The sequence below is a fragment of the Acinetobacter sp. A47 genome (genome assembly GCF_000805455.1).
GTDB lineage: Bacteria > Pseudomonadota > Gammaproteobacteria > Pseudomonadales > Moraxellaceae > Acinetobacter.
Map to the genome: position 1 here is coordinate 174237 of NZ_JSUS01000012.1, position 25337 is coordinate 199573.

Annotated in this window: 20 protein-coding genes; 12 read left to right on the plus strand and 8 right to left on the minus strand. The window is 44.2% G+C overall.

Annotation, left to right across the window (positions count from 1 at the left end):
• Window positions 1-10: 10 nt before the first annotated feature.
• The 3 genes from smc to ligA all read left to right on the plus strand — a co-directional run bounded on the left by smc (window position 11) and on the right by ligA (window position 6986).
• Window positions 11-3514 carry a chromosome segregation protein SMC gene (gene smc / locus OC23_RS04680; protein ID WP_038343144.1) on the plus strand — a complete coding sequence of 1168 codons (3504 nt, stop codon included), beginning with the start codon at window positions 11-13 and terminating at the stop codon, window positions 3512-3514.
• 1 nt (window position 3515) lies between these two features.
• Complete coding sequence (locus OC23_RS04685) at window positions 3516-4520, plus strand: cell division protein ZipA C-terminal FtsZ-binding domain-containing protein (protein ID WP_038343146.1); 1005 nt, start codon at window positions 3516-3518, stop codon at window positions 4518-4520.
• A 438-nt stretch (window positions 4521-4958) separates the two neighbouring features.
• On the plus strand, window positions 4959-6986 hold the full coding sequence (gene ligA / locus OC23_RS04690) for an NAD-dependent DNA ligase LigA (RefSeq protein ID WP_038343147.1): 2028 nt from the start codon (window positions 4959-4961) through the stop codon (window positions 6984-6986).
• 413 nt (window positions 6987-7399) lie between these two features.
• On the opposite strand, the gene OC23_RS04695 is transcribed toward ligA, so the two are convergent.
• Complete coding sequence (locus OC23_RS04695; protein WP_038343149.1) at window positions 7400-8455, minus strand: SDR family oxidoreductase; 1056 nt, start codon at window positions 8453-8455, stop codon at window positions 7400-7402.
• A 354-nt stretch (window positions 8456-8809) separates the two neighbouring features.
• On the opposite strand from OC23_RS04695, the gene ftn reads away from it, so the two are divergent.
• Window positions 8810-9274 (plus strand): heteropolymeric bacterioferritin subunit Ftn, encoded by a 465-nt coding sequence (gene ftn, locus OC23_RS04700; RefSeq protein WP_038343150.1) that lies wholly within the window; start codon window positions 8810-8812, stop codon window positions 9272-9274.
• Window positions 9275-9413: 139 nt separating this feature from the next.
• Here ftn and OC23_RS04705 read toward each other — a convergent pair whose 3' ends face one another.
• Complete coding sequence (locus OC23_RS04705; RefSeq protein ID WP_038343151.1) at window positions 9414-9989, minus strand: peroxiredoxin; 576 nt, start codon at window positions 9987-9989, stop codon at window positions 9414-9416.
• Window positions 9990-10311: 322 nt separating this feature from the next.
• On the opposite strand from OC23_RS04705, the gene OC23_RS04710 reads away from it, so the two are divergent.
• The 7 genes from OC23_RS04710 to bioD all read left to right on the plus strand — a co-directional run bounded on the left by OC23_RS04710 (window position 10312) and on the right by bioD (window position 16123).
• A complete protein-coding gene (locus OC23_RS04710; protein WP_038343152.1) occupies window positions 10312-10641 on the plus strand; it encodes a DUF6176 family protein in 330 nt (109 codons plus the stop codon).
• Between the two features lie 42 nt (window positions 10642-10683).
• Window positions 10684-11397 (plus strand): alpha/beta fold hydrolase, encoded by a 714-nt coding sequence (locus tag OC23_RS04715; RefSeq protein ID WP_038343247.1) that lies wholly within the window; start codon window positions 10684-10686, stop codon window positions 11395-11397.
• A gap of 376 nt (window positions 11398-11773) precedes the next feature.
• On the plus strand, window positions 11774-13069 hold the full coding sequence (gene bioA, locus OC23_RS04720; RefSeq protein ID WP_038343154.1) for an adenosylmethionine--8-amino-7-oxononanoate transaminase: 1296 nt from the start codon (window positions 11774-11776) through the stop codon (window positions 13067-13069).
• The gene (locus tag OC23_RS04725) at window positions 13056-14210 is read left to right on the plus strand and encodes an 8-amino-7-oxononanoate synthase (protein ID WP_038343155.1); all 1155 of its coding nucleotides are present in this window, start codon (window positions 13056-13058) and stop codon (window positions 14208-14210) included. Before bioA ends, OC23_RS04725 begins: the two co-directional genes overlap by 14 nt.
• On the plus strand, window positions 14207-14980 hold the full coding sequence (gene bioC, locus OC23_RS04730; protein WP_038343156.1) for a malonyl-ACP O-methyltransferase BioC: 774 nt from the start codon (window positions 14207-14209) through the stop codon (window positions 14978-14980). Before OC23_RS04725 ends, bioC begins: the two co-directional genes overlap by 4 nt.
• Before the next feature lie 37 nt (window positions 14981-15017).
• Complete coding sequence (locus OC23_RS04735) at window positions 15018-15488, plus strand: hypothetical protein (protein WP_413772398.1); 471 nt, start codon at window positions 15018-15020, stop codon at window positions 15486-15488.
• Window positions 15485-16123 carry a dethiobiotin synthase gene (bioD, locus tag OC23_RS04740; RefSeq protein WP_038343158.1) on the plus strand — a complete coding sequence of 213 codons (639 nt, stop codon included), beginning with the start codon at window positions 15485-15487 and terminating at the stop codon, window positions 16121-16123. Before OC23_RS04735 ends, bioD begins: the two co-directional genes overlap by 4 nt.
• A 26-nt stretch (window positions 16124-16149) precedes the next feature.
• Here the strand turns inward: bioD and OC23_RS04745 are convergent, their stop codons facing one another.
• The 6 genes from OC23_RS04745 to OC23_RS04770 form a co-directional block, all read right to left on the minus strand.
• A complete protein-coding gene (locus tag OC23_RS04745) occupies window positions 16150-17247 on the minus strand; it encodes a S41 family peptidase (RefSeq protein ID WP_038343159.1) in 1098 nt (365 codons plus the stop codon).
• A gap of 310 nt (window positions 17248-17557) precedes the next feature.
• Window positions 17558-17977 (minus strand): ExbD/TolR family protein, encoded by a 420-nt coding sequence (locus OC23_RS04750; RefSeq protein WP_038343160.1) that lies wholly within the window; start codon window positions 17975-17977, stop codon window positions 17558-17560.
• A 15-nt stretch (window positions 17978-17992) separates the two neighbouring features.
• Window positions 17993-18421 carry an ExbD/TolR family protein gene (locus OC23_RS04755; protein WP_038343161.1) on the minus strand — a complete coding sequence of 143 codons (429 nt, stop codon included), beginning with the start codon at window positions 18419-18421 and terminating at the stop codon, window positions 17993-17995.
• Window positions 18422-18432: 11 nt separating this feature from the next.
• On the minus strand, window positions 18433-19308 hold the full coding sequence (locus OC23_RS04760; protein ID WP_038343162.1) for a MotA/TolQ/ExbB proton channel family protein: 876 nt from the start codon (window positions 19306-19308) through the stop codon (window positions 18433-18435).
• Window positions 19309-19347: 39 nt separating this feature from the next.
• Window positions 19348-20067 (minus strand): energy transducer TonB, encoded by a 720-nt coding sequence (locus OC23_RS04765; RefSeq protein ID WP_038343163.1) that lies wholly within the window; start codon window positions 20065-20067, stop codon window positions 19348-19350.
• A 137-nt stretch (window positions 20068-20204) separates the two neighbouring features.
• Window positions 20205-22886 carry a TonB-dependent receptor gene (locus tag OC23_RS04770; protein WP_038343164.1) on the minus strand — a complete coding sequence of 894 codons (2682 nt, stop codon included), beginning with the start codon at window positions 22884-22886 and terminating at the stop codon, window positions 20205-20207.
• A 657-nt stretch (window positions 22887-23543) separates the two neighbouring features.
• Here OC23_RS04770 and OC23_RS04775 point away from each other — a divergent pair.
• The gene (locus OC23_RS04775; protein WP_038343248.1) at window positions 23544-25331 is read left to right on the plus strand and encodes an ABC transporter substrate-binding protein; all 1788 of its coding nucleotides are present in this window, start codon (window positions 23544-23546) and stop codon (window positions 25329-25331) included.
• The last annotated feature ends 6 nt before the right edge of the window (window positions 25332-25337 follow it).

Below are 25337 nucleotides of genomic sequence, written 5' to 3' on the forward strand. Positions count from 1 at the left end.
TTAGGGCAGTATGCGTTTAAGTAGTTTAAAACTTTCAGGCTTTAAATCTTTCGCCGATAGTACAACATTACATTTTAAGGCAAACCGTACTGCGGTTGTGGGGCCGAACGGTTGTGGTAAATCCAATGTCATTGATGCGATTCGCTGGGTCATGGGCGAGTCCAACGCACGCCAGTTGCGTGGTGGCAGCATGCAGGATGTTATTTTTACCGGTACCGCCAAACGTAAGCCGGTAGGGGTTGCCAGTGTCGAGCTGCGTTTTGACAATACCTATGGCAAGTTGGGTGGGGCCTATAATGCCTATAGTGAGCTTGCCGTTCGTCGCCAAGTCACGCGTGACGGTAAATCCGAGTATTTCCTGAATGGTACCCGTTGCCGCCGTCGCGATATTACCGATATCTTTTTAGGAACGGGGTTAGGGCCGCGTTCTTATGCTGTGATTGAGCAGGGCATGATTAACCGTCTGGTAGATGCCAAGCCCGAAGAAATGCGGGTGTTTATTGAGGAAGCTGCGGGTGTTTCCCGCTATCAGGCACGTCGTCGTGAGACCTTGCAGCATCTGGAACATACAGAGCAGAATCTGGCCCGTCTGGAGGATATTGCCGCTGAGCTGAAATCCCAGCTGAGAAGCTTAAAGCGTCAGTCAGAAGCAGCCATTCAGTATAAAACGCTCGAAGGCCAGATCCGTACCCTCAAAATCGAGATTCTTTCGTTTCAGGCCAGTCAAAGCCAGAAATTACAACAAGAATATACAGTTGAAATGACGGCACTGGGGGAGCAATTCAAGCTGGTTCGATCTGAGTCAAGTACCATTGAACATGATCTTGAAGCGACGAGTGCCTTATTCCAGCGTTTAATTCAGCAATCTTCACCGTTACAACAAGAGTGGCAACAGGCCGAGAAAAAGCTGGCTGAGCTAAAAATGACACTGGAACAAAAGCAGAGCCTTTTCCAGCAAAATAGCAGCAGTCTGGTCCAGCTGGAACAACAGAAATTACAAACCAAAGAACGGTTACAGTTGTCTGAGTTACAGGTCGAAACGTTAACCGCCCAGTTTGAAGAGCAAAATGAAAGCTTGCTGGCCCTGGAGCAGCAAACCCAGACCGCCGAGCAAAATTTTGGGGATGTCCAGGCCCAGCACAAGCAGGCATTGCAGCAGTTTGAACAGCTCAAGGCTCAGGTTGACAGACAGCAGCAACAAAAGTTGCAGATGGCGGCGCAAATTGAGCAACTGGCCAAGAATGTGCTACGGATTGAACAGCAAAAGCAGACCTTGCAAACCCAAACCTCCCAGATTCGTGCCCAGGTTCAAGATGAAGAACAGGCTCAACTGGAACAGATGCAGCAGCAACTGCAGCAAGAGATTAGCGAGCTGGAGGCGGCGATTGAGCAATTACAGCATGATATTCAGGCACAGCAAGACCAGCAACAGCTAGATAAGGCCGATGTGCAGACACTTAAAACCGAAATACAGGTTTTACTGGCTGAACAAAAAAACCTGAATCAGCTGGTTGCCAAGCAAAGTCCGAAGCATGATCAAAATGCAGTCCGCCTGATGCAAAGCTTGCGTTTAACGGCGCAAGGTAAAAGCCATGCCAGTATCATTGAAAAGTTTTTGGCCAAGTGGTTGCAGGCGCAGTTACTGGAGAGCGAACAGCCATTTCAGGAAGGTGTGGCGCGTCAGTTAAAGAATCCCTCTTGCGGAACTACAACCGTTCCTCATTCCTTTGATAAAGGGAGGAGTTCCCCTCTTTTTCAAAGAGGGGGCAGGGGAGATTTAAAATATCTATCAGACTGGATCGAAAGCCCGCAATCCTCTCTCTGGAGCAATGTCGCGGTTGCAGACAGTTTGGCAACGGCACTGGAATATCAGGCAGATCTTGACCCGATGCAGTCGATCTTGACGCTGGATGGTTATCATGTTGGCGCAGATTGGGTGATTGGTCTGCATTACGATGAAGATAGCCAAAGCGCACAAGGTATGCTCAGCCATCAGGTCCGTTTAGAAGAAATTGAACAGCAGCTGGCACAGAAACAGCCAAAGTTACTGGAATTGGAACAGCTATTTTCTCAGCAGCAACAGCATTTGCAAGAGCAACAACAGCAGGTACAGCAACAGCAGCACAGCCTGAAACAAAAACAGAAACAGCTGCAACAGCTTGATGTTCAAATTGCCAAATTGCAAAGTACTGCACAGGCCTTTGTCTTGCAGCAGCAGCAACTGGCAGACCAGCTACAGCAACTTGACCAGCAGCTTGAAGAAGATGCCATGCAACGTGATGATCTGGAGATTGACCTGCATGCACTTGCAATCAAGCTGGAAGCCGTGTTGCCGAACTATAAAACCTTGCAGTTTCAGGTTGAAAACCTGAGTGAGCAACTGGATGAGCAACAGCAACAGCTGCAACAGCAACAGCAGCAACGTGAAGGGTTGCGTCGCCAGACTGCTCAGGCCAGTCAGCAGATCGAGTTACTGGAAAAAGATATTTCTTTCCTGAAAACGCAATATGGGCAGATCATTGAACAAATCGAGCAGGCCAAGAAGTTTGTTGATCCGATTCAGCTGGAACTGCCAAATTTGGAGTCACAATTCCAGCAGCAATTCCAGCAAACGGAAAAGCTGCAAAAAACCTGGAATGAATGGCAGCTTGAACTCAATCAGGTACAGGAGCGCCAACAGCAACTGACTGAGCAGCGTCACCAGCTACAGCAAAAAGATGAGCAGGTGCGTGAACAGTTAGAGCAAAAGCGTCTGGCCTGGCAGGCAGCCAAATCGGACCGGGAACATTATCTGGAACAGCTGAAAGAATTAAATGCAGAGGCGTTGTCTGATCTGTCGATTGAGATTAAAGCGCATCAGCAGAAACTGGAAAAGGCCCAGCAGCAATTTGAAAAAATTGGTGCGGTAAACCTGGCTGCCTCGCAGGAATATGAAGAAGTATCGCAGCGTTTTGATGAATTGAATCATCAGATGCAGGACTTGCAAAATACGGTTGATCAGTTGAAAGATGCCATGAAAAGCATTGATCAGGAAACCAGAAAGCTCTTTATGAGTACTTTTGATCAGGTCAATCAGGAAATGCAGTTGCTGTTTCCGAAAGTGTTTAATGGCGGAGAGGCCAGTTTGAGCCTTGAAGATGACTGGCAATCTGGCGTAAAACTGATGGCGCGTCCACCGGGTAAACGCAACAGCTCACTGGCTTTGCTTTCAGGTGGTGAAAAAACATTAACGGCATTGGCACTGGTATTTGCGATTTTCAGGTTAAATCCGGCGCCATTCTGTGTGCTGGATGAAGTCGATGCGCCTCTGGATGATGCCAACGTGCAGCGATATTGTAATTTGGTAAAAGAGCTTTCTGAACAGGTGCAATTCATTTACATTACACATAATAAATTGGCGATGACAATGGCAACTGACTTACTGGGAGTGACCATGCCAGAGCCAGGCACATCAAAATTAGTGACTGTCGATTTAGAGCAGGCAAAAGAATACGGGTTAGTTGCGGAGTCATAGTATGGAAATGAATACAATAATAGGCATTGTTATTGCCGTTGTGATTATGCTCGTTGGTTTAATGATGGTGTTAAGAAAACCGAAACCGGTTGAGCCTTCACTGGAAACAGAGTTATATATTAACCCTGAAAGTCAGCAGCCTGTGATTCCCCGTCATGTACGGGATCAAGTTTTACCGAGTGAGGTTGTTACGACAACCGAACGTATTGAGCCAAACCTGAATACCGGGACGGTTGAAGCTGAAACACCGGTAGCAAAAACGGTGGAGACGGTAAATACCGAAGAAGAAAAAGCAGCAACCACAGTTACAGCAGAAGGCGCAAGTACAGAAGCAGTCGAGCCTGCCGTGGCCACTGAAGTGCTTCAAGATGAACAGGCACCAGTTGCTGAGCCGGAAGTTGCCGCGGAACAGACCGAAACGGTACCGAAACCTGAAGAAGCCAAGACTGAAACAGAGCTAAGCCTGAATCCAAATATCGAAACAGTGGCAATCGAGGAATTCGATGGTGAAAGTAATATTCTGGATGTGCATTTACATGAGCAGCAGCGCTACGATGACGAGAGTGCTTTAGCCACCGCAGAGCAGATTATTGCGCTGCATGTTTACCCAAACCCTCGCCGTGCATTATCTGGTGATAAGGCACTCAAGGTATTGCTGAAATACGGGCTGCGTTTTGGTGAAATGTCATGCTTCCACCGTTACGAGAATACAGAAGAACCAAGTGCCTTGATGTTCTCGGTACTGCGCATAACCGATAATGGCCCGGCTGGTTTTGATCTGGAAACGTTATCTGGTGAACAGGTACAGGGTCTGGCATTCTTCCTGGCTTTACCAAATAGCAAAGCCGTTACCGGTTATGACATGATGACCAGTATTGCCGGTTTAATTGCGCGTGAAGTCGATGGTAAGGTTTATGATGAAAATAATCTGGAATTTACCCCGCAGTTAAAGGAACATTGGCGTCATCACGTGATTGATTATCGTCCAAATCAGGCGGCAGTCTAATTGGTTGTTTCTTCATAAACTGATTAATATATTTTTAGATTTTAAAATAAAGAACTTAACAGAGTCATGTTAGGTTCTTATCCTATTTTAGGTTGAACCACTAGGTCTTGCACTCAATCAAAGCTTTAAACACTCTGGTTTGTTCAGGTTCGACTTACTTTTATTTCGGTATGAGGAGCGAAAGCTCGGCAAGGGCAAACTATTTTTGTTGCACTACTTGCTAGAAGTTCAATGCAAGATAAAAGCAAGCCCTGCTTAACCAATAAACTACGCACTTCGTTTGTCTTGCACTACACCAAGGCTTTAAATGCTTTGGCTTGCTCAGGTTGCAGATGACATTTCTGAGTATCATATTTCATGTCTAACTCAGGTTCGATATACTAAATTTAGTAAAAATTATAGGGCGGTTTTTCCGCCCTTTTATATGGTGAAATTTAAATGGAACACAACTCGGTTATTGAGCAAATGCGTCAGTTGATTCAGCTGATTGCAAAACATAATCATGCTTACTATGTGATGGATCAGCCTTCCATTTCAGACAGTGAATATGACCATTTATTTCATCAACTGAAAGCACTCGAACAACAATACCCGGACTGTATTCAGGCCGATACCCCAACCAATAAAGTCGGTGGACAAGCCTTATCAAAATTTGAAAGTGTCACTCATGCAGTGCCGATGCTGTCATTGGGTAATGTGTTTAATCAGGAAGACCTGTTTGCCTTTGCGCGCCGTATTGATGAGCGTTTACCAAACCAGAAAGTCCAGTATGAAGTCGAGCTGAAACTGGATGGTCTGGCGATTTCGTTATGGTATGAACATGGTGTACTGGTTCGTGGTGTCACCCGTGGTGATGGCGAGACGGGTGAAGACATTACCCAGAATGTCAAAACCATTCGCAACTTGCCAAAAGTATTATCTGGCCAGCATCAGGCCATTCCACAGTTTCTTGAGGTTCGTGGTGAAGTATTAATGCCGAAGCAGGGCTTTGAAAAGCTCAACGCCGATCAGGAAGCCAAAGGGGACAAGACCTTTGCCAATCCGCGTAATGCTGCAGCAGGTAGCCTGCGACAGCTCGATCCGAATATTGCAGCCTCACGCCCACTGGCGTTTTACGCTTACGGGATTGCGCAGTGTGTACCCAATCATGGGCTTGAAACCATGCATGACAGCTTGCACTGGCTAACCAGATTCGGTTTTGAAATTGCAGAACGTCAATTCCTGTGCGCTTCAATTGAAGAAGTTCAACAACGCTATGAACAGATACAACAAGAGCGTCCTGACCTGAATGTTGAAATTGATGGGATGGTGATTAAGGTCGATAGCCTTAAACAGCAACAACAATTGGGATTTTTGAGTCGTGAACCTCGTTGGGCCACAGCCTATAAATTTCCGGCACAGGCTGCCCTGACCAAAGTTGAAAATATCGACTGGCAGGTTGGGCGTACTGGTACCTTGACGCCTGTCGCACGTTTAGCCCCTGTTTTTGTAGGCGGGGTAACGGTATCCAATGTGACCTTGCACAATATTGGTGAAATCCACCGTTTAGATGTGCGCGTTGGCGATACCGTCAGTGTCTACCGTACCGGTGATGTCATTCCCAAAGTCGAGAAAGTCTGGACAGAGTTCCGGCCAGTCGAGGCAGAAACTGTTCATCTTCCAGAAAACTGTCCGGTCTGTGACTCTCCTGTGGTCATGCCTGAGGGCGAGGCACTGGCACGTTGCTCCGGCGGTTTATACTGTGCTGCACAACGTATCGAGGCGATTCGTCACTTTGTATCACGCAAGGCGATGGATATTGAAGGCCTGGGGGATCGTTGGGTTGAGTCATTACTGCACCTTGAGCTGCTCAAGGATGTTGCAGATATTTACCATTTGCACGAGCATCGCGCGACCTTATTGACCATCGAAAAAATGGGAGAAAAGTCGGTTCAAAATCTGATCGATGCGATTGAAGCCAGTAAAAAAACCACACTGGCCCGTTTTATTTATGCCTTGGGAATCCGTGGGGTGGGTGAAACCACAGCGCGTATGCTGGCCAATACCTTCCAGACCTTTGACGCATTGAAATCGGCGGATATTGAAGCACTCAAGAAAACGCCCGATGTGGGGGATATTACCGCTGAATGGATTGCTGACTTTTTTCAGGCACCACACAACGTTGAGGTACTGGATCGCTTGTTGGCAGCAGGCATTCATTGGGATGCACCGACTGCACCGACACGGCAGCCCCTGAATGGCGAGAGCTGGGTGGTGACCGGTACTCTGGAAAGTATGGGGCGTGATGAAGCGACACAAAAGCTTCAGGCTTTGGGAGCACGTGTCAGTGGTAGTGTTTCCAGTAAAACCAAATGCGTGGTGGCGGGTGAGAAAGCGGGTAGTAAGCTGGATAAAGCGCAGAAGTTAGACATTCGAGTATTGAATGAGCAAGAGTTCTTAGAATTTTTGGCGCAATACGAGACTTAATCTACCAAGAAAAGCACATTCAATGGATGTGAGTTGAATGGGACTATTCAATTAAATCCTGAGACTGGGATATAATTATCTTGGCAGAGTCTTGCCGAGTTTGCACCCAATCTCAGGATAAGCTTTCAGCTGGACTTACTTTGGTTTTGCTCTGAGAAGCGTTTGAAGCTTCGTAAGAGCGAAGCATCTTGCGCTGCTATAACCGCAGCTCACCACAAAACCTGAGGTGCGAATAGCAAAGATTTATTATCTTTGCCGCACTGCAAGGCGAAAGCTATGCTTGCGTATAGACTACGTAGATTGTTGCCTTGCGCTTCGCCAAAGCTTTAGTTGCTTTGGCTTGCTCAGGTTGTGGATGACGTTTCCGGGTATCCAACTTTATAACTTGAGTCGAATGCCTACACGTTGTTGTATTAAATATATTTTTTTACAATGCCATCATCCAGCAATTGCTGGAAATGTTCACAGACACTTTCACGCACATCGCGATATTCAATGCCGAGTTCTTTGATGCTACGTTGAGCATTAAAATAGATCGGATAGCCCATATTTAAGCGTACAAATTCACGTGAATGGCCAAGGATCGGTGCCACAAAAGCAAAGGCCGTTTTCGGTACGGTAAAATGCGGAAATGGAAATTTATAGCCAAAACGTTTGGTTAATGCCTTACCCATATCCAGCAGGCTCAGGGTTCCGCCACAGATGATATAGCGACCATGTGCCTGTGGATTCAAGGCTGCTGCCACGTGTGCATCAGCTACATCACGAACATCGACAATGCCATTCCACATCGGGGGTACGCCAAACAGGGTGGTGCCGTTACCAAATTGTTGCAAAATCTCGATACTGCCCGACTGGCTGGCATCGGTAAGAGATGGGCCCATGACCAGCGCAGGATTGACACAAACCAGATCCCAGCGTTTTTGCTGTTTGACCATGTCCCAAGCCTTGCGCTCTGCCAGGACTTTTGAATAGGGATACGGCTGATGGGTTTCGCTACTGGTTGTATTCCAGTGATATTCATCAAATTCATTGTTGGGGGTATGCTGTATTTCCACCGCATCGCCATAGGTTGAGGCAATGCTCGAGGTCAATACCACACGTTTGACCGATTGGGTACGGTTCACGCTGTCCAATACATTTTCTGTACCTTTCACCGCAGGTTCAATCAAGTCCCTGACAGCATCTTTATAATTGGTGACCACAAATGGAGAGGCGGTATGAATCACGATTTCACAATCTTTCATTGCTTCATCAAATGAACTGGCTTCAAGCAAATCGGCCTTGAAAAACTGGATGTTTCCAGATGATTTCTCTGCCAGATCATATAGATGCTGGATCTTGTTTTTCTTGGATGGGTCACGCACAGTTGCATGTACCGTATAGCCCTGGCCGAGCAGACGCTCAATGATCCAGCCTGCAATATAACCCGTCGCACCCGTTACCAAAATTGGTTTGCTTTTATCCATTGTGGTTTCCACATTATGTTTTTGTGATTGCTGTTATTTACCGAATTTCGTTTAAACAAACAACAGCTGAGCAGTCATTTTTTTATGATTTTTTGCTTAAAACATCGGCGGAATAAGAAGCATTGCCAATGGTTACAAAAAATCAAACAAATGATTTTCAATGGAATTATCACTTTTTAGAAAGCGAAATGATATGCAAAGGCTTATTTTATTTGGATAAATTTGGTCAAAGGAAACTGTAAATGCGTATGTTTCTCATTTTAATTTTATAAAAATCATAAACTTACACACTTTTGTTTTTGCATTTCCTTTTTAATTTAACCATAATACTGGCATTCGATAGGAGTAAATATTATGCGTGGCAATCCAGAAGTCATCGACTATTTAAATATGCTCATTGGCGGTGAGTTGGCTGCTCGTGATCAATATTTAATTCATTCAAGAATGTACGAAGATTGGGGTCTGAACAAGATCTATGAGCGTATTGACCATGAAATGCAGGAAGAAGCCTCTCATGCCGATGCGATCATTCGTCGAGTTTTGTTCCTTGGCGCTCAACCGAATATGCATCGTGAAGACATCAATGTAGGTACTGATGTTGTAAGCTGTCTAAAGGCAGATCTGGCGCTTGAATATCATGTGCGTGAAAAACTTGCAGCAGGTATCAAGCTCTGTGAAGAAAAAGGCGACTTTATTAGCCGTGACATGTTGCGTCAGCAACTTTCGGACACAGAAGAAGATCATACTTACTGGTTGGAAAAGCAGTTACGTTTAATTGAATTGATTGGTCTGCAAAACTATATTCAATCACAAATTTGATAGATCACGTAAAGCGTGAAAATGTATAAAAGAGAACTTCATTTGAAGTTCTCTTTTTTTGTGGGGAAGAAACAGTGAGCTTAGATAGCGGTTCCTCAAGCTACAGTCGGGAAGGATCAATAAATTCAAAAGCTTAAATTTATTTACTTTGCAAAGTTTTGAGATCTTTCAAGACCTGATCGGCATGAGTTTGCGTATTTACGCTGGTGTAGTGATACATCACGGCACCTTGAGGATTAATCAAAAAACTCTCGCGTTTGGCAATTTTAGTAATACCCAGGTTTCGGACAATGCCAAACCTGGTGGCCAGTTCGCCTTGTTCATCTGCCAGAATCGGGAAGGGCAGGCCGAGTTTTTCTGAAAATTTTTGATGTGAAGCCACATCGTCCAGACTGACACCCAGCACCACAGCATTGGATTTGCTAAATTGAGGATAGAGTAATTTAAATTGATTGGCTTCCTGGGTACAGCCCGCCGTATTGTCTTTAGGATAAAAATACAGCACCACCCATTTACCTTTATACTGGCTTAATGTATGCCATTTGCCACTCTGATCTTGCAGTTTGAAATCTGGTGCAGACTGCCCAACCCATTCTTTTTGTGCAGTATCCTGCTTTGAAAATAAGTTGCCTTGAGCATTACTAAATGTGGGTGCGCTGAGTAAAAAAAGTGAACTACATAAAACGAGAACTTTGGACTTTATCGTATTCATCATGTTGATCTCAAAGTGTAATGATGTTTACTTTAGCAAATTTAGCAATTGAGTGTGTTAGAAAATTCTTTACCGGGTTTTGCTGTGCTTTATATATTTAAAACGAATAATAGGGCGCTTTCAAAAGTAGACAAATGATCAATAATGAATGTTGAAGGTCATTTCTCCTTTGGGAGATGAGGGAGACTCTGCATATAAATCCTCTCCCTCTTGCGCGTAACTACGCTCATCCTTTAAAAAGGGAAGGGAACTTTCATTGAGAATTTAATATAGCTCAAAAAATGACTTATGCAAGAATTCTAATGACTTGAAAAAAGGTAAATCAATGGATGTTGGTGCGGTTCTCATTAAATTAAAAGCAAATTCGCAGGCAAAAGTCGAAGCCTGGCAGCGTGAAATTCAACAACGTAAAGCCGAAGCGATTCAAACACTGCAAGCCGAAGGGGTAACCGTTGAATCCTGGTTTCAACTTGAACTGAATGGAGACCATTATTTACTTGCCTATATGCGTGCTAAAGATCTTGCGCATGCACGACAGGTCGCCAGAAACAGTTGCTTTGAGATTGATCAAGTTCATCGACAGTTCAAGCAACTATGGGAGCAAGGAATTCCCGCACAGCTTTTGGTAGATTTGGAAAATAATGAGGAGGGTTAATCGGGGTATACTGCCTTGAAGTTTTTGGAATTGAGCAAGCACGTGACCTATAAGATTTTACTGATTACTGGCTGGGGCGGTGGTGCCGAATTATTAAAACCCTTGCATGAGGCTTTACAACAAAAAGGACATAGCGTCGAGCGGATCAATATCTTTAATGCGCTGGATGATGACATCTTGCAACAGCAGGTCGAACTTGCAGTGAAGTTTGATGTGATTGTTGGATGGTCGCTTGGCGGACAACTGGCGACCTTACTGGTCGATCAAATCCGGAAAAAATATGCTGAGCAGAAGGTTTTAATCACTTTAGCGTCAAATCCATGTTTTGTGGCACAAGCAGATTGGACCACAGCCATGCCTGTTGAAACCTTTATGCAGTTTAAGCAGTCATTTGAGCAGGATGCGATTAGCACCTTAAAGCGGTTTGGCTGGTTGGTCTGTCAGGGGGCAAGTTCAGCAAAAAATGATTTTGTGGCGATGCAAAAATTGATTCGTCCACAACCAGTTGCCTTGCTTCGGCAGGGATTACAGTTGCTGGAGCAATTAAATCTGGTTGAGATGTATAAAAATTGTCAAGGCAAGCAGTTGCATGTGTTTGCAGAGCATGATGCTTTAGTTCCTTACCAAGTTGTGCAAAATATTGATCATTTAGCTGCAAAAAATCTATCTGTTGTTTCTATTAAAGGGGCTTCACACGGTTTTCCATGCTTTATGGTGGAGCAGACTGTGCAAATAATTGAAGATTTTATTCAGTAGACAGTTTAATCTTGCTTGAATTGAAAGTTCTCGCAATATATTTTAGATTTTGACAAGTTTAAGATAAAACCTATTTTATAGATCTAACGGAATCGTGCCGAGTACTCATCCATTTTCAGGATATGCCTTCGGCGACCTACTTTTCTTTCGGAAAAAGTAGGCAAAACCTGAGGTACGAATAGCAAAGATTAAGAATCTTTGCAGTACCGCAAGGCGTAAGCTTTGCTTACGTGTGAACTATGCACATCGTTTGTCTTGCGCTATGCCAAAGCTTTAATCGCTTTGGCTTGCTCAGGTTGCAGATGACATTTCCGAGTATCGAAAAGTGTGATCAGGCAAATGGTAAATTTTGAAACAGCAGCAAATGAGGTAAAGGATGACCGATTTATTTGATTTAGAACATATATGGCATCCCTATACTTCGATGTTAAATCCACTGCCAACTTTTAAAGTGAAACGTGCCTATGGTGCAACCATCGAACTGGAAGATGGTCGGACTCTGGTGGATGGCATGTCGTCATGGTGGTGTGCGATTCACGGGTATAACCATCCCGAACTGAACCAGGCGGTTGCAGATCAATTACAGAACATGGCACATATCATGTTTGGCGGTCTGACGCACGCACCGGCAATTGAATTGGGCAAACTCTTATTAAAAATTACGCCACCGGGCCTGGACAAGATTTTCTATGCCGATTCAGGTTCTGTTGCTGTAGAAGTGGCCTTAAAAATGGCCGTGCAATATTGGACTGCATTAAACCAACCCGAGAAAACCAATTTTATTACTACCCGTTCTGGCTATCATGGCGATACCTGGAATGCGATGTCGGTGTGTGATCCGGTGACTGGCATGCATCAGATTTTTGGTACCAGTTTACCCAATCGCATTTTCGTACCTGCGCCACAAAGTCGCTTTGACGGAGAATGGAATCCTGAGGATATTCAGCAACTCAGGCAACAGTTTGAACAGCATCATCACAGTATTGCAGCCCTGATTATCGAGCCAGTTGTACAAGGTGCAGGCGGCATGCGTTTTTATCATCCTGAATATTTGCGTCAGGCCAAAGCATTGTGTGAACAGTACAACGTGCTGTTGATCTTTGATGAGATTGCCACCGGCTTTGGCCGCACAGGTAAAATGTTTGCTTGGGAACATGCACAGGTTGAACCCGATATCATGTGTATGGGTAAGGGCTTAACAGGCGGATATATGACTTTGTCTGCAACCTTAACCACCAAACAGGTGGCTGAAACCATTAGTCGAGGGGAAGCAGGCGTATTTATGCATGGCCCAACCTTTATGGCGAATCCCTTGGCCTGCGCAGTTGCTTTAAGAAGTACTCAATTATTGCTGGAACAGGACTGGCAAGCCAATATTCAACGGATTGAAAAGATTCTGGCTGAACAATTAACAGGTTTGGCACAGCTTGACCACGTTGCGGATGTACGGGTTTTAGGGGCGATTGGCGTGGTTGAACTGACCCGCAATGTAGATATGAAAACTCTACAGCAACAGTTTGTGGAGCGTGGTATCTGGGTGCGGCCATTTGGGAAACTGGTCTATGTCATGCCGCCGTATGTGATTACGGATGATGAGTTAAATTACTTGTTAACGCACCTGATTGAAGTCGTCAAAGAAATGCCGGGAGTGAGTGCGGATGTCCTTGCTTGATCATTATGCCGGGCAGCTTGACCAGCTCAAACAACAGGGTAATTTCCGTCAATTCACCTCAAATCGGCAGCAGGGGAAATGGATCACCATCCAGGATCGAACCATGTTGAATCTGGCCTCCAATGACTATTTGGGCCTTGCCGCTGATTTACATTTAAGAGAAGAATTTCTTGATACTTTAAACATCGAACGGGCGCTCTTTAGTTCATCTTCGTCACGCTTACTCACAGGTAATTTTGCTGAATATGAACAATTTGAAAATAGCCTAAGCAAAGCTTTTGGTCGTGCTGCCTTATTATTCAACAGTGGCTACCACATGAATATCGGTATCTTGCCAGCCTTGTGTGATAGCAAGACCATGATTCTGGCTGATAAACTGGTGCATGCCAGTATGATTGATGGCATTCGTCTATCGACTGCTCAATATGTACGTTATCGACATAATGATTTGCAGCATCTGGAACAGTTATTGCAAAAGTATCATCAAGATGAGCAAGTTGAACGCATTATTGTAGTGACCGAAAGTATTTTTAGTATGGATGGCGACGAGACGGATTTAGCCGCTTTGGCGCAGTTAAAACAGCGTTTTGTCAAAACCATGTTGTATGTCGATGAAGCACATGCGATTGGCGTGCGGGGTGAACACGGTCTGGGCTGTGCCGAACAATATGGGGTAATGGATCAGATTGATTTTCTGGTAGGGACTTTTGGCAAAGCGATTGCTTCAGTCGGTGGTTATATCATTTGTGATTCGATTATCCGTGACTATCTGATCAATAAAATGCGCCCACTGATTTTTAGTACGGCGTTACCACCAATCTCGATGGCGTGGTCAGATTTCATATTTAATAAAGTATTGAGTATGCAACAGCAGCGTCAGCACTTGGCTGAGATGAGCAAGTATTTACAACAGGCGGTGATCGCAAAAGGATTCTCCAGTCCTTCCAGCAGTCATATCATTCCGGTTATTGTGGGGGAAAGCCAAGCTGCGATTGAAAAAGCGCGCCATGTACAACAACAGGGCTTGTATGCCATGCCGGTACGCCCACCAACAGTGCCACAGAATAGTTCACGCCTACGCATTTCTTTAACCTCTTTGGTACAAAAAAACGAATTGGAGCAATTGGTGGAGTGTCTGTGAGCATCAATAAAGCACTGGTTGCGCAACGTTTTGCCAAAGCAGGGCACAGCTATGTCGAGCATGCGGTGGTACAGAAACAGATTAGTGCGCAATTGTTTGACTATCTGAAAGCCTATTATCCGCACAGCTTGGGTTCAGTGCTCGAGATTGGTTGCGGTTCGGGCAATCTCACTCATTTGTTTCAGTCCCATTTTCAGGTTGAACAGCTGTTTTTAAATGACTTATATGCAGATGTGGAGCAGTATTTTCCAAGCGACGACAAGATCAATTGGTTGATCGGTGATATTGAGCAACTGGTGTTACCGCAATGTTTGGATGCCGTCATTTCCAGTTCTGCCTTGCAATGGATGACGGATCTACCTGCATTATTGCAACGGATTCATCAGGCGTTAAACCCTCATGGATATTTCGGTTTTTCTACCTTTGGGCCAGATAATCTTACTGAAATCAAACAACTGACAGGACAGGGATTAACTTATATTGATCACGACGTTTTGCAACAGCAGCTTGAACAACAAGGTTTTGAAGTGTTGTTCATCGAGCAAGAACTGCAGCAGGTGTATTTTGATCATCCCAAATCGGTATTGCAGCATTTGAAAGCAACTGGGGTAACTGCAACAGCAAAGTCACATCGCTGGACCAAGCAATCCTTGCAGCAGTTTTATGCAGATTATCAACAATTTCGTGATGAGCAGGGATTTTGCCTGACTTATCATCCGGTATATGTGATTGCACGTAGAGCAGCGTCATTTACAGTGGGGACTGATTAGGAAGATGTCAGATCGGTTAACACCCAGAAAGAATATCGTGCATGGTTATTTTGCATTAACCCTAAGTTTAATTTTTCTAATGTTTTCTGCTTTTCTCTGGGCGTTGGTTTGCCTGATTTTGGGTGTTTTACTGATTGGCTTGGGATATGTCCGGGTTTGGAAAAAAGATCAAATCCCCAATCCTGTTGTAGAAGTGACCGTCTTATTGATGATTTTATGTTCTTTTTGGTCAGCTGGCTGGATAACAGATTATATAAAACAAAATGCGCCGCACAAGACCATGTGTGGCTGGGCTAAAAATATTAAAAAGCCAGGGCGGGGTAGTGGTCAGTTTACACTGGTAAATGAACAGAATCGTCAAATTTTCCCTTATACCGATCAGATACAAGATGATTCAGGCAATCAGGTCTGTATTGAATATTCTTTAGATCAGCGTTTCAGTGATTATCCTTACATTCATGATATTTATCCCATGAGTTTGACCACTCAGGGAAAGGAAAGTAAATGAGTCATATTTATTTTGTTAGCGGCATTGATACCGAAATTGGTAAAACCTATGCCACAGGCTATCTTGCCAAGCTCTGGACTGCCCAAGGACAACGTGTCATTACCCAGAAATTGGTGCAGACGGGCAATATCGATATTTCGGAAGATATTGAAAAGCATCGTGAAATCATGGGTTGTGGCTGGTTTCAGGAAGACCATGACAAGCTGACCATGCCAGAAATTTTTAGTTATCCGGCATCACCGCATTTGGCGACACGTCTGGATGGACGCGAGCTTGATTTTGCCAAGATTGAAGCTGCTACCCAAGAACTGGCTCAGCGTTTTGATGTGGTGTTGCTAGAAGGTGCAGGTGGTTTGATGGTGCCATTAACCACAGAGCTGCTCACCATCGATTATATTATGCAGCATCAATTTCCTGTGATTCTGGTGACTTCGGGACGTTTGGGCAGTATTAATCATACGTTATTAAGTTTAGAGGCATTAAAGCAGCGTGGTTTGAGTTTGCATGCTTTAGTCTATAACTTAAAGGATGAGTCGAAAGATCCGGTGATTTCTAAAGATACCGCTGATTATTTAAAAGCTTATCTGGCAAAGCATTTTCCTGATTCGCAATGGATTGAGTTGGAAAAATTCTAGTCCTATGGACTCATTTGTTCAGGTTGCTATTGCTGTAGATTTTCTAGTATACGTTGTGCCAAAGAAACTTCATGATCATAGGCTGGTTTATCCAAGGGCTTAGCTAATTTAATCTGTGGGGGAATACCAAGGCGATCGACATCCTTAATACCTAAATTGGTATAAGTTGCAGTGTAAGCCAAATAGATTTTATTTGAGGGGGTCAACTTCTCAAGTATATTGGATGCAGCAATAGCACCATAAGTATTCTGTCCCATAGTAATGACTTTGGGGTTTTGTCTGACGGTTAATATGAATTGTTCACATGAGCTGCCACATTCTGAACCGGTTAAGATCATTACCCTTTTGGGTTGGGCCAAAGCCTCTTGTTGGCTAATGGTTTGCTTGACTTCATCTGCATTAAACAGGCTAACCCAACTCCAAAGGTTTGCTTGCATTTTTGCAATGATTTCATCAATTCTTTTATTATTTGCACTAATGTTTAATAATGTTTTATAAATCGCCCATGCTTTTATATTTTCTGGTGTTGAAAATATTTTTGGAGTTTTGAGCCAATATTTATACTGGCCCAGTAATTGGAGTAAGGGATAATAGTTTGTGTCATTGCCACCATCACCTTCTCGTATATCAATAATAATATAGGGAGAACTACGAATATTGTCCTGATTATTATAAATGACAGATTCTAGTTGTTCTTTAATACCTTCTCGAAAAGAGGTAACTTTGATATACGTTGTTAAATCAGATAATTGTTGGGTTTCAATCAGTTTTTTGTCTGAGGTTAAATCTGGTTGTATATGGAAATCATGAAATACTGATTTATCAGATGCCGAAAGATGTCCTTTACGTATTGTGCGTAAAAAAGGTTTGATGATCTCGATACAGTCATGAACAGAGTGAACTTGAGTAATTTTACTTTGTTGTATTTTCAGTATTTTGTTGACTTTTTCTGGATACTCCGTCCACTGATCTGCATTGATACCTGCATCATTTTTCAATAAAAAATCTGCGATAAAATTAAAATCCTGTTGGCATTGCTGATTGTTGAACGAAGTCTCAGCTACTGCCGATTTTGACAGGCCACAACAGGTAATCAGCATTAAAGTAATAACAAGTTTTTTCATGGATTATTAAGTGAATGAATAGTAAAAATTATATTTAGTAAATGCTTGATTAGCTAAACCATCTTGATATGCTTTTATTTATAAGCGGGGTGATTTAATAAATGTTAATATAATGTCACATAATAAGCGTGAAAATGCAAGATATAAGTCGTGTGTTTTATAGGTTAAAATGTTTGATGGATATTATATGTTGAGATAAGTATTATGCTGTTAAAATGATTTTAAGTTGCATAGCATAAAAAAAGCCAACAAGCGAACTTGTTAGCGCAGGAGTAAACTTATTATTAGTTTAATTTCTTGTTGTTATTGTCTAGTGATTACTGACGATGCCAATTTTGGTGACATTGCTCTGTTGAGCTAAAGCCATCACCATCGCAATATGTTTGTATTCCGCCTGTGCATCGGGCTTAAACTTGATTTGATCCTGATCAGCTTTTTTAGCAACCGATTCAAATAAAACTTTCAGTGCCTGACGGTCTGCAACCGGCTGATCGTTCCAGAAAATATGTCCTTGTGCATCAACCCGCAGATTGATGGTCTCAGGTGGTTTCTGGTCCGTTGGCGGTGGTGGCGTACCATTTGGCAAATTAATGTTAATGGCATTGTTTGGAATCGGGATAGTGATAATAAACATAATCAACAGCACCAGCATGACATCAATCAGAGGTGTCATGTTGACGTCGAGCATCACATCATCTTCATCACTTTTCGGGCCGACATTCATACCCATATCTGATCCCTCCTGTTAGGGTGCTGTCGCAGGTGGGGTGGTGACAAAGGCGATTTTGCCAATCCCTGCTTGCTGGGTTGTACTGATAACCTGATCAATTGCCTGATAGTGTGTCAGTTGATCGCCACGGATATGAACCTCGGGCTGTGGGCGTTTTTGTGCTTCAACCTGTAACCGTGCCAGCAAGGTTTCCTTATTGGCAACATGTTGTTCATTCCAGAAAATATCGCCGTTTTTATTGACTGAAAGCTGGATATTTTGTGGCGTGGTGGCATAAGGCGTATTTTTTTCTTCAGGCAGTTTTACCGGAACCGTGTGTGTAACCACTGGTACTGTGATTAAGAAGATAATCAGCAGTACCAGCATGATGTCGACCAGCGGCGTCGTATTAATCGTACCGATGACGTCATCGTCATTTTGATCTGAATTGATCATCATGCCCATAATGCTATTCCTTATTTAGAATCACGGTTCGGGTGATTGCTGTTTAGATCCCCGCTCAGGAGTACAGCGTGCAGGTCTGAGCCAAAAGAACGGACATTGTCCATCACGGCTTTATTGCGGCGGGTTAACCAGTTGTAGCCCAGTACAGCCGGGACTGCGACTGCAAGACCGATGGCTGTCATGATCAAGGCTTCACCGACAGGGCCTGCCACTTTATCAATCGATGCCTGACCTGAAATGCCAATCGCGGTAAGGGCATGATAAATCCCCCAGACGGTTCCAAATAAGCCAACAAATGGTGCAGTTGACCCCACGGTGGCAAGGAAGGCGAGGCCATTGCTCAGATGGCTTTGTACTTTTTCAATGGCACGCTGGATAGAAATGGTGACCCAGGTATTGAAGTCGATCCGTTCTAATAAGGTGCCATCATGATGCTGGGTTGAACGAATGCCTTTTTCTGCGATGTAGCGATAACTGCTATTGGAATTGAGACTTGCCGCGGCGCTATTGAGCGATTCTGCTTCCCAGAAATTACGCTCGGCTTCTGTACCGTGGCGCTTGATTTTACTTTGCTGGAATAATTTCGACAGAATGATGTACCACGTGCCAATCGACATCAGCACCAAAATAAACAAGGTCGATTTGGCGACCAGATCACCTTCGTGCCAGAGTGCTTCCAGACCGTAAGGGTTATGGACTTTTTCAGTTGTTGCAGGCAGAGGCGGTGGTGTAGGCGTTGCCTGTGTGGTTGCCTCTGTGCTGACCGAAGTAACTGCCGTGGTTGGCGTGGTTTCATCGGCCCACACGGTGGTTACAGGCAGGAGTGTGCTTCCTGCAATCAGGCCAATTGCTGCGATTCGGGAAATATGTTTTGTTGTCTTGTTCATGTTTAAATTCTCCAAAAATTGGTTTTGCAATATATTTGATCAGGAAAGCGTGAATGGATATTCGATCTCGTACCATTCCTGCTGTGGTACGCCGTCCTTCATGGCAGGTTTAAACGTACACAGGCTATAGGCCTTGATCGCTGCTTTATCCAGACTTTTGCTACCGCTTGATTTTTTGACCTTGGAATCGATGACTTTGCCTGAGCCATCCACCAAGACACGAATCCGTACCGTACCTTCTTCTTCATTCATCAGGGCTTCACGCGGGTATTCCGGCTTCTGGCATCCGGCTTCACCTTCTGAAACGCCACGCGAAATACCTGCTGGCTTGGCCGGTGCTGCAGGTGCAGCGGGAGCCGCCGCGGGTGCAGCTGCAACCGGGCTCGGGCTAGGTGCTGCTGGTGCAGGTGTGGGTGTCGCAACTGCGGTCGGGGCGGGTTGTGCAGGTGCTGGTTTTTGTACCGGCGCAGCTTTTTCTACCTGTTTGGGGGGATCAGGCATTTTTGCCACTTTCTCTACCATTTTCGGTGGTTCAGGTGGTTTTTCTTTGGGTTTGGGTTCCTCTGGTTTGGGCGGAGGAGGTGGTTTGATGTCCTGAATAATCTGTAGTTCGACAGGCTTATCGACAGGCTTGCTCAAGTCCGGCGCTAAACTGGTCATCAGAATATAGGCGATAACGAGATGTAGAAATAACACCAGACCAATGCCGACCAGACGTTTGGCAGGTTGATTTTCACTCTCAGAAAAGGGGATGCCCATAATTTCTCCTGAAATTGTAATCATGCATTCATCGCAATGAAGAAACAGAAAACCGTTATTAAATTTTTCTGATGAATCAGAGGATTACGGTGAACCACTACGACAGGAAATCAATCTGGCCGTAGTGGTGAAACGCTTTAAAATTTATAAGTACCGCGAACAAAGTAGGTACGGCCTGTAATATCGGTAAAACGCGGGTCGTATCCATACTGGAAGTTGTCGCCCACATTTGAAGCTGCAGGCTCTGCATCAAAGATATTTTTAATTCCGGCCGTCAAGTCCAGATTCTTAAATCCTTTATAGGTTCCTGAAATGTTGTAGAGGGTATAGTCACTGACACGATGGTGATCATATTTCTCGTCACCTGTTGTATTCTGGTCCTTATAGCCACGGGTAAACTGCTGTTGGAAATTCATCGCCCAGTTTTCATAGTTCCAGTTCAGGTTGGCCACATGTTTCCAGCGAATGGTCGGGCCTGCATCACGATACTGTCCCAAGCTGCTGAACCACTCTCCATCCTTTTCGTTCTGGTAGTCATATTTGGTGACATAAGTCCCGTCAATTCCAAAACCGAACCGTCCTGTAGAGGTCATTGGCGTCAAGTAATTCAAGCTGACATCAAACCCCTGGGTTTTTAAGTTGCCCATGTTTTGCATGGTGGTAATGATGTAGTCGATAGAACCGTTGGCTTTACGGACAAATTTATCTTTGTATTTGTCTGGAGAGTTAAAAATGGTATTTGCATCCAATGCCGAAATCTGGTTTTTGACTTCAATATTGTAATAATCGAGCGAGAAGACCAGATTTTTAACCGGTTCTAATACAAAACCTGCCGTGATTGAGGTCGATTTTTCAGGCTCCAGATTTTTGTTGCCCCCCTGCATACGATCAAACTGCTGGCCACAGTCTTCGGTAGCCGTGCCGCCCGGTGCCACCTGACCACCCGGACACAAGATCGGGTCGTCATATTTGCCGCCTGTCAGTGTGCGGCTGTTATTCTTGTTGATTTCATACAGGTTTGGCGCCCGGAAGCCTGTACTATAAGAGGTACGGAACATTAACTGTTTAATCGGTTCCCAGCGGAAAGCGACTTTAGGATTGAAGGTATCGCCAAAATCACTGTAATTGTCGTAACGGGCTGCAATCTGGGCTTCTAAGGTTTTGTGCAGTGGAATCTGCAGTTCGGTAAACGCCGAGCTAATATCGCGTTTGCCTTCCTGATGCGGATTGGTCGGGTCTGTACCAATACTCGGCAGCAGGGCAGCCAGGCTGGCATTCACATCTGAAGTCCAGTCATCATGCCGGAAACTGGCTCCGACAGCAAAACCGACATCGCCTGCCGGGAGGGTATAGATGGGGCGGCTTGCAGTAAAGTCGACAGTTGTCGATTCGATTTTTGCCTTATTGGTTTCACCGGAAAGTGAAAAGGTATTCCAGATATTCGGGTTATCTCCCGCAGCTTGCGGGCCAAATGGATTGAGTATCCCGGCGTCGAGTGCATCCTGGACGGCGCCTTTATTGAGATAACCGCTTAGTACTTCATCTTTTGAGGTACTACGGGCATAGCTCAGGCCGGTATTAATGTCCCAGCCATAGGCATCGCCCTCAATACCTGCAAATATACGATGAGATTCATTTTCAGACTGGTTTACCCGGTTGCCGGCTTGTGAACGTAAAGACAGCGATAGCGGTTCACCCGTGACTCCATCCACAGCAGGGACAATGCCGTTGCCCGGATAATATTTACTTTCTTTACCGATCTGTACCTTGTTATTGCCATTGTATACATCCGGGGCAATTGAAACCTTGACCTTGCTGTTGGCATAGACATATTCACCAATGGCATTGAAGTGATCATTGAGTTTAAACGTTGCCCGGCCAAGTACAGACAGGTCTTCTGTCTGTGGCACCACCCCAATCAGTGCCTGGGTGTTGATCAGGCACAAGCCGTCTACTGCCTCGGTATGCGGCATGTTGTTACAGTTATTTGAGGCGTATGGGTTTTTACCATTAAAGTTTGCCGGGAAGGTGGCTGAGCTGCGTCCGTCTACTCCCAGCTCTGGAAGGTAAGCACCTCTTTTGCTGGTCTTGCGGTCTTTTGCCATGATATCGTTGGCATGTCGAAAATCGACCACACCAAAGACATTGAAGCCCTGTTCATCAAGATCGCCATAACCGCCAAAAATCGAAATATCTTGTTTATCGCCACCTTTGTGTTCCGGCTGAACCAGGCCGCCACTGATATTGAGTCCTGTAAACTGCTTTTTGGTGATAAAGTTGATCACGCCCCCAATCGCATCTGTACCATAAATTGCAGACGCACCATCGCGCACAATTTCAATCCGTTCCAACATGGCAAGCGGAATGATATTCAGGTTGGTGACACCACTATCGAACGCATTGGCAGCCAGACGGCGGCCATTGAGTAAAATCAAGGTTTTATTATCTCCGATACCGCGTAGATCAGCGGTCGAACCTGCAGTATTACTGGCTCCAACATTGAGGGCGGTAACAAAGCCAGACTGGTTTGCTGTAATTTTTGAAAGAGCTTCTTCTGTCGTAGTCACCCCTTGTTTTAGAATCTCATCAACCTTGACGACCGTGATCGGTGAGGCACTTTGAGCTGCAACGCCTTTGATGGAAGATCCCGTCACGGCGACCTTGACCACCTTGGTGGGTTTTTCTTCAGTGGTTGAGTCCGCATCGGCAGCATGTGCCATGGTTAGACACAGCATACTTAAACTCAAGGTGCTCAGTTTAAGTATGGTTTTGCTCGTTTTTGACGTAGCGCTAGGTTGAGTGAAGTCGGCTTTTTTCATTGTTTATTGAACCCCTAATGGTTTGCCACTCTAAAAATTCGATAAATCCGTTTTAGCAAGACCTGTGCCAAGCCCTATTTTTAGATTTGGCTTAATGTAGAATAAATTGGGTAAAAGTGTTTTAGTTTTTATTTATAAGCTTTTCATATTTTTACCAAATATTAAAACCAGAAAATAATAAGCAGTCCCGAGGTATTGTTATAAAGTACCAATAAATGGGTGGCGCTCTGGCGCATTAAAATGAATCATAATGTTTTATTTTTGCTTTTTTATGGTGCAAAAGCTTCTCTATTCTTATAAAACATGTATTTTATTATTCTGTTTTCATGGAAATGGAAATTAATATAAAAAAATATGATTTGGCATAAAATTACTTTTATTTAAGATGCCTGAAAACCGGAATTGCATAAAAAGATTTTTGGTTAAAAAATAGTCGTTATTTTTTTATTTGAAAAGTGGCATGAAATTCGCTAGTTAATTTTCTGCCATAACGTATTTTTTCTTGGGGTAAATTTTGTCCAGATGATAAATTTTTATTAACTAAATGATTTTTTGATAAAAATTCTGGATGTTAATCAGGACAAGAGAAACGGTAGTGGTGTTGAATGCTATGCGAAAGTCTAGTATTTATTAAAAAACGATGATGTGAGTATTAACTTGAAGCCAATTTTTTTTACGGTCGCTGTTATATCCAGTGTAATTGCATGGATGCCAACGGTATATGCAAAAACACCTGCTCAAGCCGACAAAGTACTCCGTGTTGCTTTTGAGGCGCCCGATGATGGTTTTGATATGGTAAAAACCTTCAATTACTATAGCGGTAATGTTGCTGATGTTATTTTTGAAAGACTGGTTCAGTACGATTATCTGGCAGACCCGGTTAAACTGATCCCGGGAACTGCAGAAAGTTTGCCGAAAATCGAAAAAAATGGACAGGTTTATACCTTTAAAATAAAGTCAGGTATTTATTTTACAGATGATCCTGCATTTAAAGGCAAGCGCAGGGAGCTGGTGGCTGAAGATTATGTTTATTCCATTAAACGCATTTTAGATCCTAAAAATCATGCTTCATCATTTTCTTTTATTGATCATAAAATTGTTGGTGCCAATGCACTGGTCGAACAGGCAAAGAAAACCGGAAATTTTAACTATGATGCCAAAATCGAAGGGATCAAGGCACTCGATAAATATACGATTCAATTTACGCTGACGCAACCCGATTATAACTTCCCTTATATACTGGCTTATAGTTCATTTGGGGCGACTGCCCGTGAAGTGGTTGAATATTATAAAGATCGTTTAGCCATGCATCCTGTTGGTACCGGCCCGTATATGCTGAGTAAGTATGTCCCGCGTAGCAAGATCGAACTGGTTGCCAATCCGGATTACCGGGGTTTTGTCTGGAATTTCAAATCGACGGGTACGGCCTGGGACAATCAGCTGGTCAAGGAAATGAGCGGCAAGCAGATGCCACAAATCGGCAAGGTCAATATCAGTATTATTGAAGAAGAACAGTCACGCTGGCTGGCATTTCAGTCCAAGCAGCTCGATTTTGACAAAGTCACTTCAAATGCCATTCCCAAGGTACTCGATCAAAATAACCAGCTCAAGCCGGCCATGAAACAACAGGGCATCCGTCTTTATGCCAATAAAGAGGCCGAGATTACCTATTCGATGCTGAATATGCGTGATCCGGTGGTGGGCGGAAACAGTCTGGACAAAATTGCGTTAAGGCGAGCAATTGCGATGTCATTTAATGTAAATGAATATATTCGCATATTACGCAAAGGTCAGGCGGTAAAGGCTGAAATGCTGGTTCCGGCAGGGATTAGCGGGCATAACCCCGATTACCGCAGTAGCATTGGCTACAATCCGGTATTGGCCAATAAACTACTGGATCATTTCGGCTATAAAAAGGGGGCCGATGGTTATCGTCAGCTGCCGGGTGGCAAGCCTTTAACCTTAAAAATCAATACTGAAAGTGGCACCTCTTCAGTGATGTACTCTGAACTGTGGAAGAAAAATCTGGATGCAATCGGGATACGTGCTGATTTTAAGGTCAGTAATTTTGCCGATAACCTGAAAGCTGCCACGCAGTGTCAATATATGATGTGGAGTGGCGCATGGCACGCCGACTATCCGGAAGGAGAAAACTTTACCCAGTTACTCTATGGGCCCAATGTTGGACGCGGTAATCAGTCCTGTTACCAATCTACTGCTTATGACAAGTTGTATAAGCAGGCCATGCAGCAACCCCCTGAAAAACGCATGCCATTCTATGAAAAAATGAGTCGGCAAATTGAGGCCGATAATACCTGGATTTTACAGGATACACGGATACGTAACTGGTTGATCCAGCCGGAAGTTCAGGGGTTTAAAGCCCATCCGATTATGAATACCAATTGGCAATATCTGGATATTGCTGCACCAAATCAAAATAAGTGATGTGTG